This is a genomic window from Stenotrophomonas sp. ZAC14A_NAIMI4_1 (assembly GCF_003086915.1).
Classification (GTDB): domain Bacteria; phylum Pseudomonadota; class Gammaproteobacteria; order Xanthomonadales; family Xanthomonadaceae; genus Stenotrophomonas.
On the sequence record NZ_CP026002.1, the window covers coordinates 4,407,913 to 4,421,204 of the forward strand.

Below are 13,292 nucleotides of genomic sequence, written 5' to 3' on the forward strand. Positions count from 1 at the left end.
AACCGGCACTCAGCTTGTCGAAACCGGCGCCTCGTCGCTGTCCTCGCCGATCCAGGCGCGCAGCAGATGCCGATGTTCGCGCGACAGGGTCAGGAAGCGGAACCCGGCCCAGCTTTGGCCCGGGGCATGCGCCGGCTCGCTCCACAGCAGGTGCACGCCCACATCGATGGCTGCGCTGCGGCCATCGCCCAGCGGCAGCGGGAAGCGCAGCTGGTACAGCGCGTCGTCGCGCAGGGGCTGGCTGGCCAGCATCAGCATGCCGGTTTCGGACACATTGCCCAGCCGGCCCACCACGCTGTCGCGCATCTGGTCGGTGACCGGGACCAGGTCGGACACCTGGCGGCGCGGTGCGCGGCGGGTGTCCTGCGGCGGTAGCTGGCTCATGCGTCAGGCTCCTGGCGGCGGCGACCGGCCAACGCGCGCAGGGCCGACAGGCTGGCCTGCCACGCGCGGTCGACCAGGCGGCCTTTTTCTTCGGTGACCAGCTGCGCCTGGCCAGCGGCCATCTGCCGGGCCAGCGTATCCAGGTCGGTTTCGCTGCTCTTCTGCCCGCGCGGATTGACGAACAACACGTGGCCGGTCAGCAGGCTGTACCAGGACAGTCGCTGGCGGCGCACGCTGCCGTCCTCGTCGGCCAGGTCGAACCAGCTGCCGAAGGGCAGGCTGGTCAGCTGGTCATGGCTGGCCTGTTCGGCCGCCGTGCGCGGTGCGGCGGCGTGGCTGCCGGTACTGCTCGCCGCATGCTCGCCCAGGCGTGCACGTGCCTTCAGGCGCGCGCTCAGCTCGGTGCGTGAGGTGTGCTCGTCTTCGCCGCCGGGCGTGGCCAGGCGACGGGCGACCGCCGAAGCTTCCTCGGGGTGGTAGCCGACCTGCAGCAGGGCCGCTTCCACTTCCGCGGCCAGCGGCGCGTCGGGCACGCTGTCGGCCTCGGCCGGTGCGGCGGTGACGGCTGCAATGCGTTCGGTCTGCTGCAGGCGTTCCTGCCACTGCGCCGAGTCATCGCCATGGCGCAGCCGGGTCAGGGTCAGCGCGTCGGCCCAGGCCTCGCGCAGCAGGGTCTGCACGAAGCGTGGCGGTTCCTGTGCCTGGCACTGCTGGTCGATCTGCGCGCTGGCTTCGCGGCGGGCCAGGGCCAGCCGTTCCTTGCCGCGCGCTGCCTCGACATGGCGGCGTTCGGCCAGCTCGGCACGGTGGGCGGCGGCGCGCTGGTGCTGCTGGATTTCCTCGTTGGCCGCCGCAAATGCCTCCGGCGTGCGTGCGTCCTGGCCCAGCAGGCCCTGCACGCTCTGCGCCAGCCGCTGCATCAGCTGCGGGTCCACATCGTCATCGCCCAGCCAGTTGGCGCCGGCTTCGGCGATGGTGTTGAGCAGTTCGCGTGCAGGGTGTTCGTCGCGCACGAAGAAGGCCGGGTCGGCCATTGCCGCGCGTGCCAGCGGCACCTGCAGGCGGGCCAGCAGGGCGGCCGGCACGGGGTCGGGGCGCTGTTGCTGCTGCACCTGCTGCAGCAGCAGGCGCAGCAGGTCCAGGTGGTCGCGGTCATGGCTGGCCAGCTGGGCCTGCGCACCGTGCTCGCTGCGCAGCTGCGCGGTCACCGCGGTCTGCAGGTCGGTGATGCTGGTGGCGGCACCGGCCTGTGCCTGCAGGCGCGCCAGCACCGCATCCACCAGCCCGCTGGGCACCGAGGGCGGTTCGATGGCCATGGGTGCGGCATGCCGCGCCTGTTGCAGCAGGTCGTGCAGCAGGTTGGCCGGTGGCGTGGTCAGTTCCGGGTTGGCTGCGCCCGGCGGCGTGGCATCGGCGAAGGCGTTCTGCATCAGCGCCGACCACGAACCGGCGCGGCCGGAGCCGTTCCAGCCGGTCAGCGGTTCGGCCGAGCGCGGCGCGGGCTGCGTCGCGCGACCGCCGCCGACGGACTGGGTGATGATCCGGCGGGTGCTGGACGACCGTGCCAGGTACGGGGTGTAGACCAGGCCGGGCAGCACGCCGTGCTGCGCCAACAGGGTGTTGGAGCGCTCCAGGACGTCGCCGAGGCGTTCCAGCAGCTGGCGTTCGAAGCTGCGGTAGAGCGCCAGCTGCAGTTCCGCGCTCAGGCCATCCTGTTCGGCCAGGCGCCGCACCAGGGCGCACAGCGCCTGCGGTGCCAGTGGCAGGGTGTCGTTGTCGAACGCGGGGGCGGCGGCCAGCACCGCAAGGCGCTGGCCCAGCAGGTTCAGCGCATTGCCCGAACGCTGGTTCTCCCGGCGCACCATTTCGGTCAGCACCAGGTTGCGGTCCACTTCGTGGTCATCCACCAGCGACAGCCCCAGCAGGCCCGGCGGGCGGGCGGGTGCTGCCGGCGGCGCGATGTCCTGCGGCGCGCGCAGCTGCACCAGGCTGTCGGCCAGCGCATCGAGCATGCGCTCGCTGAAGGTGCCGGCGAACGCATGCAGCTGGCCACGCTGGGCCAGCAGTTCGGCCTGCATCTGCGGGTTGCGGGCGTGGTCGGCATCGTGCAGCAACGCCTGTTCGGCCGCTTCCACGGTGAGGATCAGCGGGGCGGTCAGCACATGCCGGCACAGCACCAGCAGTTCACCCAGCAGCTCGCGCACGCGTGGGGGAAGGTCTGCGGCGGCCAGGCGCGCGCTGTCAGGGGTGGCAAAAGGGAAAGCGGCAGACATCGGGAGCAGTTCCGGGATTCCCGCGAATCGACATGGGAATCTACCGTGTCGGCAGCCGCGGGCGCTACTTGAGGACTTTCTGCGGTGGGCGCCCGTTCAAACGCAGCCAAGGCCGGCCAGCGGCCGCATCCGCCGGGCATGGCCCGGCGCTACCGAATGCTTGCCCGTCAGGTAGCGCCGGGCCATGCCCGGCGGACGTATCACTGGAAGATCATTCCTCCAGGAACAGGCTCACCACATCATTGGTGAAGCGGCGGCCCAGCTCGGTGGGCTGCACATGGCCATCGGCCACGGTCAGCCAGCCGCGCTGCACGGCCTCGGCCAGCGGCGCATCCAGCACGCTGCGCGGCAGGCCGGTGCGCGACTCGAAATCGCGCAGGCCGAAGCCCTCATGCAGGCGCAGCAGGTTCAGCATGTACTCGAAGGGCAGGCGGTCGGCCGCGATCACGTCGTCGCCGCCGAACGAGGCCGGGCTGCCAGCGCTGTCCATGTAGGCCTGCGGGTGCTTGAGCTTCCAGCGCCGCAGCACGTGCTCCTCGGCACCGGAGCTGATCTTGCCGTGCGCGCCGGCGCCAATGCCCAGGTAATCGCCGAAGCGCCAGTAGTTCAGGTTGTGCGCGCTCTGCCGGCCGGGGCGGGCATAGGCGCTCACTTCGTACTGGCCAAAACCGGCCTGCGCCAGCAGCGCCTGGCAGTGTTCCTGCATGTCCCAGGCATGGTCCTCGTCGGGGATGCCCTGCGGCGGCCGCGCGAAGAACACGGTGTTCGGTTCCAGGGTCAGCTGGTAGTGCGAGATGTGAGCCGGCTGCAGCGCGAACGCGCGCTCCAGGTCGGCCTCGGCACCGGCCAGGGTCTGTTCCGGCAGTGCGTACATCAGGTCGATGTTGAAATTGTCGTAGCCGGCGTCCTGCGCCATCTTCACCGCGCGCTCGGCTTCGCCGCTGTCGTGGATGCGGCCCAGGCGCTTCAGCGCGGCATCGTCGAAGCTCTGGATGCCGAAGCTGAGGCGGTTCACGCCGGCCGCGCGGTAGCGGTCGAAGCGGCCGTGCTCGGCGGTACCCGGGTTGGTTTCCAGGGTGATCTCGGCATTGGGCGCGAAGCGCAGGCGCGCGCTGGCCTGCTGCAGGAAGCGGTCGATGGCTTCCGGCGGGAACAGGCTGGGCGTGCCGCCACCGAAGAACACGCTGTGCACCACCCGGCCCCAGACCAGCGGCAGGTCCTGGTCGAGGTCGCGCAGCAGGGCGTCGATGTAGGCCTCGAACGGCAGCTCGCCCTTGGCCTGGTGCGAGTTGAAATCGCAGTACGGGCACTTGCGCACGCACCACGGCAGGTGCACGTACAGCGACAGCGGCGGCGGTACCAGGCGCGGCGCGGTGTCGTGCGCGTGGTCGCCGGAACAGGCTTCGCCGGGCAGGTGGTTGCAGTGGTCGTGGTCGTGCGGCATGGGCTTCATCGGTAGTGCCGGCCGCTGGCCGGCTTCCCTTGGGTAATCAGGACGGCATCAGAGCCAGGTGGCCAGCTGCTGCTTGAGCTGCTGCAGGGCGGTGGCGCGGTGGCTGATGGCATTCTTCAACGCCGGCTCCATTTCCGCAGCGGTCAGGCCGTGGGTGGTATCGAGGAACACCGGGTTGTAGCCGAAGCCGTTCGTGCCGCGCAGTTCGCGGATGATCTGCCCTTCCCAGCGGCCTTCGCAGATCAGCGGCTGCGGGTCGGTGGCATGGCGCAGCAGCACGATGACCGCATAGAAGCGGGCGCTGCGCTGGCCATCGGGCACGTCCGCCATCGCGTCCAGCAGCTTGGCGTTGTTGGCCGCGGCATTGGTCGGGTGGCCGGCGTAGCGCGCGCTGTACAGGCCGGGCGCACCGCCGAGGGCATCGACGATCAGGCCCGAATCATCGGCCAGTGCCGGCAGGCCGGTCGCCTCGCAGGCCGCGCGTGCCTTCAGCAGCGCGTTCTCGACGAAGGTCAGGCCGGTTTCCTCCACGTCCCCCAGGCCCAGTTCGGCGGCCGAGGTGATCTGCAACGGCAGGTCGGCGAGGATCTCCTGCATTTCCACCAGTTTGCCGGCGTTATGGCTGGCAAGCACGAGCGTCTTCATCAGCGGGGCTCCAACAGGTCCCAGGTGTTGCCGTACAGATCGCGGAACACCGCGACGGTGGCATAGGGTTCTTCGCGCGGCGCTTCCAGGAACTCGACGCCGGCGGCGACCATCGCTGCGTGGTCGCGGTGGAAGTCATCGGTGTTGAGGAAGAAGCCGACGCGGCCACCGGTCTGGTTGCCGATGCGGCTGCGCTGTTCCTCGTTGCTGGCGCGGGCCAGCAGCAGGGCGGCAGCGCTGCCATTGGTCGGCCCGACCACCACCCAGCGCTTGCTGCCCTGGTCGATGTCGTCCAACAGGGCGAAGCCGAGCTTGCCGGTGTACCAGGCAATGGCTTCGTCGTAGTCGGCCACCACCAGGGTGGTCAGGGCGATGCGGCGGTTCATGCCGACAGCGCCGCCTGCTGTGCGGCCAGCAGTTCGCCCACGCCCTTTTCGGCCAGGCCCAGCAGCGCGTCCAGTTCATCGCGGCGGAAGGCGTGGCCTTCGGCGGTGCCCTGCAGCTCGATGAAGCCGCCGCCGTCGTTCATCACCACGTTCATGTCGGTGTCGCAATCGCTGTCTTCGGCGTAGTCCAGGTCCAGCACCGGGGTGCCGCGGTACACGCCCACCGACACCGCCGCGACGGCGCCCAGGATCGGGTTGCGCTTGATGTCGCCACGCTTCATCAGCACGTTCACCGCATCGACCAGGGCCACGTAGGCGCCGGTGATGGCGGCGGTGCGGGTGCCACCGTCGGCCTGCAGCACGTCGCAGTCCAGGGTGATGGTGCGTTCGCCCAGCGCGTTGCGGTCGACGCACGCACGCAGGCTGCGGCCGATCAGGCGCTGGATTTCCAGGGTGCGGCCGCCCTGCTTGCCACGCGCCGCTTCACGGTCGCTGCGGGTGTGGGTGGCGCGCGGCAGCATGCCGTACTCGGCGGTCACCCAGCCTTCGCCCTTGCCACGCAGGAAGCCCGGCACGCGGTTTTCCACGCTGGCGGTGCACAGCACGCGGGTTTCACCGAAGCACACCAGCACCGAACCCTCGGCATGGCGGGTGAAGCCGCGTTGGATGACGACCGGGCGGAGCTGGTCGGGCTGGCGGCCGCTGGGGCGGGAATCGGACATGGTGCGGGTTCCGTAAGGGCAAGGGAGTACGCCGCCATGCCCGCGACCTTGAGGGGGCGGGCAGGGGGGCTCAGGTGAGGGCGCTAGGGTACCATTCCCCCTTTGCACGCACCGGACACATTCCATGATTCGAAGCATGACCGCCTATGCCGGCGGCGAGCGCGTCACCCCGTGGGGCACGCTGGGCTGCGAGCTGCGCTCGGTCAACCACCGGTTCCTGGAAGTGGGCACCCGCCTGCCCGAGGAACTGCGTGCGCTTGAACCGCAGCTGCGCGAGCGCATCGCCGCCCGCCTGAGCCGCGGCAAGCTGGACCTGGTCATGCGCCTGCGTGCGCCGGAAGGGGCCGCCAGCCTGCAGGTGAACGAAGTGCTGCTGGGCCAGCTGGGCCAGCTCGCGCACCGGCTGACCTCCGATTTCCCCAACCTGCAGGTCAGCTTCACCGAACTGCTGCAGCTGCCGGGCGTGACCCAGGGCGAGGCCACCGACGCAGCGGCCCTGCAGGCCGAGGCGCTGTCCCTGCTGGACCAGGCACTGGACGGCTTCGTCGCCGCCCGTGAGCGCGAGGGCGACAAGCTGGCCGCCGCCATTGCCGAGCGCGTGGATGGCATCGAGCGCATCGCCAATGACGTGCGCACGCTGATTCCGGCCATTCGCGACGGCCAGCGCGCCAAGCTGGCCGCCCGCCTGGCCGACCTGCCGCACCCGGTCGACCCCGGCCGTGCCGAGCAGGAGCTGGTGATGTGGCTGCAGAAGCTGGACGTGGACGAGGAGCTGGACCGCCTGGGCAGCCACATCGTCGAGATCCGCCGCGTGCTGAAGCAGCGCGAGCCGGTCGGCCGTCGACTGGACTTCCTGCTGCAGGAATTCAACCGTGAAGCCAACACGCTGGGGTCGAAGTCGGTGGACAGCCGCACGTCCAATGCCGCGGTCGAGCTGAAGGTGCTGATCGACCAGATCCGCGAGCAGGTGCAGAACATCGAGTGATGTGCAGCGGGGCGCCTTCGGGCGCCCTTCTTCATTGGCGTGCAAGCGTGGCGCCCGCCCTGCCATCGCCAGCGTCGTTGCCAGGCCGCACGATCAGCCATCCCGGCCCGCTCTGTTAAAGTTGCGTGCCCGCACCCCGGGGAGCCATCTGCCGGGCCTGGTTCCAGGATGTTCCGCGCAGCTCCCGCCGTGCTGGCGCGATCCTCCGCGCCGGTTCTGGAACATCGAGGATAAATTTTGCGAAATCAACAACTTGGGTTCCGCGCATGAGCGCTCCGTCCACTCCGTCGGCCGCCGTTGCGCGCGGTACGCTGTACATCGTTGCGGCCCCCTCGGGCGCCGGCAAGAGCAGCATCGTCAACGCCACCCTGGCGCGTGACCCGCAGATCGCCCTGTCCATTTCCTTCACCTCGCGCGCCATGCGCCCGGGTGAGGTGAACGGCGAGCACTACCACTTCGTCAGCGCCGAGACGTTCGAGGAAATGATCGCCGACGGCGATTTCTTCGAGCATGCCTGGGTGCATGGCGATTGGAAGGGCACTGCCCGCCAGTCGGTGGAACCGCAGCTGGCCGCCGGCCAGGACGTGCTGCTGGAAATCGACTGGCAGGGCGCCCAGCAGGTGCGCCAGCTGGTGCCGGGCACGGTGACGGTGTTCATCCTGCCGCCGTCCAAGCAGGCCCTGCAGGACCGCATGCGCAAGCGCGGCCAGGACAGCGAGGCGGTCATCGCCCAGCGCCTGGGTGCCGCCCGCGATGAAATGCTGCACTTCAACGAGTTCGACTACGTCATCGTCAACGAGGTGTTCGACACCGCCGTGGACGAGCTGTGCGCCATCTTCACCGCCAGCCGCCTGCGCCGGGAGGCCCAGAAGGTCCGCCACGCCGGCCTCATCCAGGCCCTGCTGACCCCGGATACGGGCGCAACTGACTGATTCCAAAAGAATCGGGTGGGGGTTGGCTTGATTTTGTCCAGCCCCTGCCAGTACACTCCGTCCCCTTTCCCTCATTCGACTGAGCGGCCGACCGGTCGCCGGGAGCCCGTATGGCCCGCATCACCGTAGAAGATTGCCTGGAAGTCGTTAACAACCGTTTCGAGCTGGTCATGATGGCCTCCAAGCGTGCCCGCCAGCTTGCCAACGGCGTGCAGGCCACCCTGGACAACGACACCGAAGACAAGCCGACCGTGCTGGCACTGCGCGAAATCGCCGCCCGCAAGATCGACAACGCGCTGATCGACGAAGTCGAGAAGGCCGAGCGCGAGCGTGCCGAGCGCGAAGCGCTGGAGTGGGCTGCCGCTGAAGTGGTCGCCGACGAAGACATGTCCAAGAACGACGATTGATCGCATCGATCAATGCCGTTGCTTGACCGCTGAACAGCCCGCCCCGTGCGGGCTGTTTCGCATTCAGGGTTTGCCGTAATCGGCGCGCTGGCATAGGCTTCTGGCATGAACCCAGGCCCCACTGCCAAGGTAGCCGCGCCCACCGCCGCGGCCGTACCTGATTACGTCCTCCAGCTCGAACGCGCCGCCCATTACCTGCCGCCGGAACAGCTGCCGCTGCTGCGCCGTGCCTGGGAAGTCGGTGCGTCGGCGCACGCTGGGCAGACGCGCAAGTCGGGCGAGCCCTACATCACCCATCCGGTGGCCGTGGCCCAGGTCCTGGCCGAGCTCGGCCTGGACGTGGAAGCGCTGATCGCCGCGATCCTGCACGACACCATCGAAGACACGCCGCTGACCCGCGAGGAGCTGGCCTCGGAGTTCGGCGAAGCCGTGGCCGAGCTGGTCGACGGCGTGACCAAGCTGGACAAGCTGAAGTTCCGCGACCGCCAGGAAGCGGCCGCCGAGAGCTTCCGCAAGATGCTGCTGGCCATGTCGCGCGACCTGCGCGTGATCATGATCAAGCTGGCCGACCGCCTGCACAACATGCGTACCCTCGGCGCGCAGAGCCGCGAAGCGCGCGGCCGCATCGCCCGCGAAACGCTGGAGATCTATGCGCCCATCGCCCAGCGCCTGGGCATGAGCCTGGTCAAGAGCGAGCTGCAGAACCTCGGCTTCAAGGCGCTGTACCCGTGGCGCCACGCCATCATCGAAAAACACATCCGCAGCCAGCCGGTGGTACGCCGCGAGGCGATGGCGCAGGTGGAAGTGCAGCTGTCGCAGCGTCTGGCGAAAGAGGGCATCGAGCACCGCCTGGTCAGCCGCATCAAGACCCCGTGGAGCATCTACAACAAGATGCGCGACGAGAACAAATCCTTCGACCAGGTGATGGACGTGTTCGGCTTCCGCCTGGTCGTGCGCAGCGTGCCCAGCTGCTACCACGCGCTGGGTTCGGTGCACGCCACGTTCAAGCCGCTGGATGGCCGCTTCCGCGATTTCATCGCCATTCCCAAGGCCAACGGTTACCAGTCGTTGCACACCGTGCTGTTCGGGCCCTACGGTTCGCCCATCGAAGTGCAGATCCGCACCGAGGAAATGGACCTGATCGCCGAACGCGGCGTGGCCGCGCACTGGACCTACAAGTTCGGTGGCGATTCGCCCAATAGCGCGCAGAGCCGTGCCCATGCCTGGATCGTCGAACTGATCGATTCGCAGCGCGCCGCAGGTTCTTCGCTGGAATTCCTCGACAACGTGAAGGTCGACCTGTTCCCGGACGAGGTCTACCTGTTCACCCCGAAGGGCAAGATCCTGGCCCTGCCGCGCAATTCCACCGCGCTGGATTTCGCCTACGCCGTGCACACCGACGTCGGCAACATGGCGGTGGCCTCGCGCGTGGACAAGAAACTGGTGCCGCTGCGCACCAAGCTGGTGTCCGGGCAATCGGTGGAAATCATCACCGCGCGTTCGGCCACGCCCAAACCGCAGTGGCTGGAATTCGTGGTTACCAGCAAGGCGCGCACCGCCATCCGCCACCAGCTCAAGCAGCTGGAACACGAAGATGCCGTGCAGCTCGGCCACCGCATGCTGGACCGCGCGCTGGAAGCAATGGATTCGTCGCTGGAGCGCCTGCCCAAGGGGCGCCTGGATGCGTTCCTGGCCGAACACCGTTTCCCGCGCCTGGAGGCCCTGCTGGCCGAAGTGGCGCTGGGCAACTGGATGCCGACGCAGGCCGCGCAGGCGCTGATGGCCTATGCCGAACTGCGCGGCGGCCCGCATTCGCGCCACCACTCGCAGGAAAAGATCCTCATCAACGGCAGCGAGCGTGGCGTGGTCACCTTCGCCGGCTGCTGCCAGCCGATTCCCGGCGACGAGATCATGGGTTACCACACCGCCGGCAAGGGCATCGTGGTGCACCGCATGGACTGCCCGAACCTGGCCGAGCTGCGCAAGTCGCCCGAGCGCTGGGTGCCGATCGGTTGGGACACCACGGTGTCCGGCGACTACGACACCGCGCTGGTGGTGGAAGTGGAAAACGGCACCGGCGTGCTGGCGCAGCTGGCCGCGGCCATCGCGCAGAGCCATTCCAACATCGAACGCGTGGATTACCTGGACCGCGACTTCAACGCCGCCGTGCTGGCGTTCAACATCCAGGTGCGCGACCGCAACCACCTGGCCGAAGTCATGCGCCGCCTGCGCCGCCTGTCGGTGGTGCAATCGGTACGCCGACAGTAACGCATGGGGTCAGAGCCGTTTCCCGCGGGAAACGGATCCGACCCCGGCCGCATAACGCACGGGGTCGGATCCCTCTCCGACGGAGAGGGCTCTGACCCCAGCCGACATCGCGCCCACCCGGTACAATCACCGCTCTGTTTTCCCCCAACGCACCGGAGCGACCATGTCCCGCCAGATCATCAACACCGAAAAGGCCCCGGCCGCCATCGGCCCGTACTCGCAGGCCGTGCGCGCCGGCAACACCGTGTACTTCTCCGGCCAGATTCCGCTGGACCCGGCCACCGGCGACATCGTCGGCGCCGGTGACGTCGAAGCGCAGGCCCGCCGCGCCTTCGACAACCTCAAGGCCGTGGCCGAAGCCGCCGGCGGTTCGCTGGACAAGGTCGTGCGCCTGGGCCTGTACCTGACCGACCTGGCTGAGTTCGCCAAGGTCAACGCCGTCATGCAGGACTACTTCCAGGCCCCGTTCCCGGCCCGTTCCACCATCGAAGTCTCCGGCCTGCCCAAGGGTGCCAACTTCGAGGTCGACGCGGTGATGGTCATCGACTGACCCACCCGTGGCACGCAAGGCGGCGGTCACCCCGGCACTGTCACCGTCCGGCGAAGCATCCCTGGCGATGCTTGCCGGCGTAGGCCCGGCCGTGGCCGCCAAACTGCAGGCGCGTGGCCTGGCCACCCTGCAGGATCTGTGGCTGCACCTGCCGCTGCGCTATGAAGACCGCACCCGGCTGACCCGCATCGAAGACCTGCGTTCGGGCGTTCCGGCGCAGGTGGAAGTGCGGGTCACCGCGGTCGAACGCGGCATGCGGTACCGGCCGATGCTGAAGGTCGCGGTGGAAGACGAAGGGCAGGGCACCCTGGTGCTGCGCTTCTTCCACTTCCGCCAGCAGCAGGTCGGCCAGTTCGCGGTGGGCAACCGGCTGCGCTGCTTCGGTACGCCCAAGCCGGGCCACCTCGGCCTGGAAATCGTCCACCCCAGCTACCAGGTGCTGGGCCGCAACGACGATCCCGAACTCGGCGACCGCCTCGACCCGGTGTATCCCACCGTCGAAGGCGTTGGCCCGATGACCATGCGCAAGCTGATCGGCCAGGCCCTGGACCGCCTGCCCGAGGAAAGCACGCTGGAGCTGCTGCCTGCCGGTTGGCTGGACGGCCTGGGCCTGCCGTCGCTGCGCAGTGCGCTGCTGACCGTGCACCGGCCGCCGCCGGATGCTGACCTGGCCGCGTTGGCGGCCGGCACCCATCCGGCGCAGCGCCGCCTGGCGATGGAAGAACTGCTGGCCCACCACCTCAGCCTGCGCCGCCAGCGCATCGCGTTGCAGGCGCACCACGCGCCGCCGCTGGCTGGCCCGGGCAAGCTGGCCAAGGCCCTGCTGAAGCAACTGCCGTTCGCCCTGACCGGTGCGCAGGCGCGCGTGTTCAAGCAGATCCGCGACGACCTCGCACGCCCCAGCCCGATGCTGCGGCTGGTGCAGGGCGATGTCGGCTCCGGCAAGACCGTGGTCGCCGCGCTGGCAGCGATGCTGGCGGTGGAGCAGGGCAAGCAGGTGGCGTTGGCCGCGCCCACCGAACTGCTGGCCGAACAGCACCTCAACAACCTGCGCGGCTGGCTGGAACCGCTGGACGTGCGTGTCTGCTGGCTGGCCGGCAAGGTCACCGGCAAGGCGCGCGCGAAAGTGATCGAGCAGGTCGCCAATGGCGAAGCGCAGGTCGTGGTCGGTACCCATGCGCTGATGCAGGACGCGGTGGTGTTCCAGGATCTGGCATTGGCCATCGTCGATGAGCAGCACCGCTTCGGCGTCCACCAGCGCCTGGCGCTGCGTGACAAGGGGGCGGGTGCCAACAGCGTGCCGCACCAGCTGGTCATGACCGCCACGCCCATTCCGCGCACGCTGGCGATGTCCGAGTACGCCGACCTGGATGTATCGGCCATCGACGAACTGCCGCCCGGCCGCACGCCGGTGCAGACCGTGGCCCTCAACAACGATCGCCGCCCGGAACTGATCGAGCGCATCGCCCTGGCCTGCCAGGAAGGGCGGCAGGTGTACTGGGTGTGCACGCTCATCGAGGAAAGCGAGGAGCTGGATGCCACGCCGGCGCAGGCCACCTACGAATCGCTGCAGGCGCTGCTGCCCGGCGTGCGCGTGGGCCTGGTGCACGGCCGCCTGAAGGCGGCGGAAAAGCTGGCGACGATGGTCGCGTTCAAGGCCGGCGAGATCGACCTGCTGGTGGCGACCACCGTCATTGAAGTGGGCGTGGACGTGCCCAACGCTTCGCTGATGGTGATCGAGAACGCCGAGCGCCTGGGCCTGGCCCAGCTGCACCAGCTGCGCGGCCGTGTCGGCCGTGGTTCGGCGGTGTCGCGCTGCGTGCTGCTGTATCAGGCACCGCTTTCGCAGATGGCACGCGAGCGCCTGCAGACCATGCGCGAAACCAACGATGGCTTCGTCATCGCCGAGAAGGATCTGGAACTGCGCGGCCCCGGCGAACTGCTGGGCACCCGCCAGACCGGCCTGGCCGGCTTCCGCATTGCCGATTTGGCCCGCGACGCCGGCCTGCTGCCGGGCGTACACGAGCTGGCCGAGCGCCTGCTGGACCAGCAACAGGCACTGGCCGACCGCGTGGTCAACCGCTGGATCGGCACCGCCGTGCGCTACGCCTCGGCGTAACCGCCGAAGGGGTCAGATCCCTTTGCGCAGCAAAGGGCTCTGACCCCATTCCCGGGATGCTCATCCACGCATGGCGTGGCTCTACTTCGCGCTGCGTACGGGAGTCGAGCATGGCTCGACGCTACAAAGATCATTCTTGATCATCTCGTGGATGTGTCGACCAAGGTC

General features: G+C 68.8%; 12 protein-coding genes. 6 read left to right on the plus strand and 6 right to left on the minus strand.

Annotated elements, in window-relative coordinates; all coding sequences use genetic code 11:
* Positions 1–9 precede the first annotated feature (9 nt).
* The 6 genes from C1926_RS20160 to rph all read right to left on the minus strand — a co-directional run bounded on the left by C1926_RS20160 (position 10) and on the right by rph (position 5,863).
* The gene (locus C1926_RS20160; protein WP_108760436.1) at positions 10–384 is read right to left on the minus strand and encodes a PilZ domain-containing protein; all 375 of its coding nucleotides are present in this window, start codon (positions 382–384) and stop codon (positions 10–12) included.
* Positions 381–2,657, minus strand: a complete 2,277-nt coding sequence (locus C1926_RS20165; protein ID WP_108760437.1) for a DUF1631 family protein — start codon at positions 2,655–2,657, stop codon at positions 381–383. Before C1926_RS20165 ends, C1926_RS20160 begins: the two co-directional genes overlap by 4 nt.
* A 211-nt stretch (positions 2,658–2,868) precedes the next feature.
* Positions 2,869–4,101 (minus strand): radical SAM family heme chaperone HemW, encoded by a 1,233-nt coding sequence (hemW, locus tag C1926_RS20170; RefSeq protein ID WP_108760771.1) that lies wholly within the window; start codon positions 4,099–4,101, stop codon positions 2,869–2,871.
* A 57-nt stretch (positions 4,102–4,158) separates the two neighbouring features.
* Positions 4,159–4,755, minus strand: a complete 597-nt coding sequence (gene rdgB / locus C1926_RS20175) for an RdgB/HAM1 family non-canonical purine NTP pyrophosphatase (protein WP_079223070.1) — start codon at positions 4,753–4,755, stop codon at positions 4,159–4,161.
* On the minus strand, positions 4,755–5,141 hold the full coding sequence (locus C1926_RS20180; RefSeq protein ID WP_108760438.1) for a VOC family protein: 387 nt from the start codon (positions 5,139–5,141) through the stop codon (positions 4,755–4,757). Before C1926_RS20180 ends, rdgB begins: the two co-directional genes overlap by 1 nt.
* Complete coding sequence (gene rph, locus C1926_RS20185) at positions 5,138–5,863, minus strand: ribonuclease PH (RefSeq protein ID WP_005410889.1); 726 nt, start codon at positions 5,861–5,863, stop codon at positions 5,138–5,140. Before rph ends, C1926_RS20180 begins: the two co-directional genes overlap by 4 nt.
* Positions 5,864–5,987: 124 nt before the next feature.
* Here rph and C1926_RS20190 point away from each other — a divergent pair, with 124 nt between their 5' ends.
* The 6 genes from C1926_RS20190 (at position 5,988) to recG (ending at position 13,124) form a co-directional block, all read left to right on the plus strand.
* The gene (locus C1926_RS20190) at positions 5,988–6,848 is read left to right on the plus strand and encodes a YicC/YloC family endoribonuclease (protein WP_108760439.1); all 861 of its coding nucleotides are present in this window, start codon (positions 5,988–5,990) and stop codon (positions 6,846–6,848) included.
* Between the two features lie 266 nt (positions 6,849–7,114).
* Positions 7,115–7,780 (plus strand): guanylate kinase, encoded by a 666-nt coding sequence (gene gmk, locus C1926_RS20195; RefSeq protein WP_108747289.1) that lies wholly within the window; start codon positions 7,115–7,117, stop codon positions 7,778–7,780.
* 110 nt (positions 7,781–7,890) lie between these two features.
* Entirely contained in the window at positions 7,891–8,187 is a 297-nt protein-coding gene (rpoZ, locus tag C1926_RS20200; RefSeq protein ID WP_079223054.1) for a DNA-directed RNA polymerase subunit omega, read from the plus strand.
* A gap of 105 nt (positions 8,188–8,292) precedes the next feature.
* Complete coding sequence (locus C1926_RS20205; RefSeq protein ID WP_079223044.1) at positions 8,293–10,455, plus strand: bifunctional (p)ppGpp synthetase/guanosine-3',5'-bis(diphosphate) 3'-pyrophosphohydrolase; 2,163 nt, start codon at positions 8,293–8,295, stop codon at positions 10,453–10,455.
* Between the two features lie 163 nt (positions 10,456–10,618).
* A complete protein-coding gene (locus tag C1926_RS20210; protein ID WP_046987316.1) occupies positions 10,619–11,005 on the plus strand; it encodes a RidA family protein in 387 nt (128 codons plus the stop codon).
* Between the two features lie 7 nt (positions 11,006–11,012).
* A complete protein-coding gene (recG, locus tag C1926_RS20215; RefSeq protein ID WP_108760440.1) occupies positions 11,013–13,124 on the plus strand; it encodes an ATP-dependent DNA helicase RecG in 2,112 nt (703 codons plus the stop codon).
* The last annotated feature ends 168 nt before the right edge of the window (positions 13,125–13,292 follow it).

Bases quoted from the DNA above. Each gene is read 5' to 3' on its own strand.
- C1926_RS20190 (WP_108760439.1), top strand. From the start codon at position 5,988: ATGATTCGAAGCATGACCGCCTATGCCGGCGGCGAGCGCGTCACCCCG.
- gmk (WP_108747289.1), top strand. From the start codon at position 7,115: ATGAGCGCTCCGTCCACTCCGTCGGCCGCCGTTGCGCGCGGTACGCTG.
- C1926_RS20210 (WP_046987316.1), top strand. From the start codon at position 10,619: ATGTCCCGCCAGATCATCAACACCGAAAAGGCCCCGGCCGCCATCGGC.
- rdgB (WP_079223070.1), bottom strand. From the start codon at position 4,755: ATGAAGACGCTCGTGCTTGCCAGCCATAACGCCGGCAAACTGGTGGAA.
- C1926_RS20165 (WP_108760437.1), bottom strand. From the start codon at position 2,657: ATGTCTGCCGCTTTCCCTTTTGCCACCCCTGACAGCGCGCGCCTGGCC.
- C1926_RS20205 (WP_079223044.1), top strand. From the start codon at position 8,293: ATGAACCCAGGCCCCACTGCCAAGGTAGCCGCGCCCACCGCCGCGGCC.
- rph (WP_005410889.1), bottom strand. From the start codon at position 5,863: ATGTCCGATTCCCGCCCCAGCGGCCGCCAGCCCGACCAGCTCCGCCCG.
- C1926_RS20180 (WP_108760438.1), bottom strand. From the start codon at position 5,141: ATGAACCGCCGCATCGCCCTGACCACCCTGGTGGTGGCCGACTACGAC.
- rpoZ (WP_079223054.1), top strand. From the start codon at position 7,891: ATGGCCCGCATCACCGTAGAAGATTGCCTGGAAGTCGTTAACAACCGT.
- C1926_RS20160 (WP_108760436.1), bottom strand. From the start codon at position 384: ATGAGCCAGCTACCGCCGCAGGACACCCGCCGCGCACCGCGCCGCCAG.
- hemW (WP_108760771.1), bottom strand. From the start codon at position 4,101: ATGCCGCACGACCACGACCACTGCAACCACCTGCCCGGCGAAGCCTGT.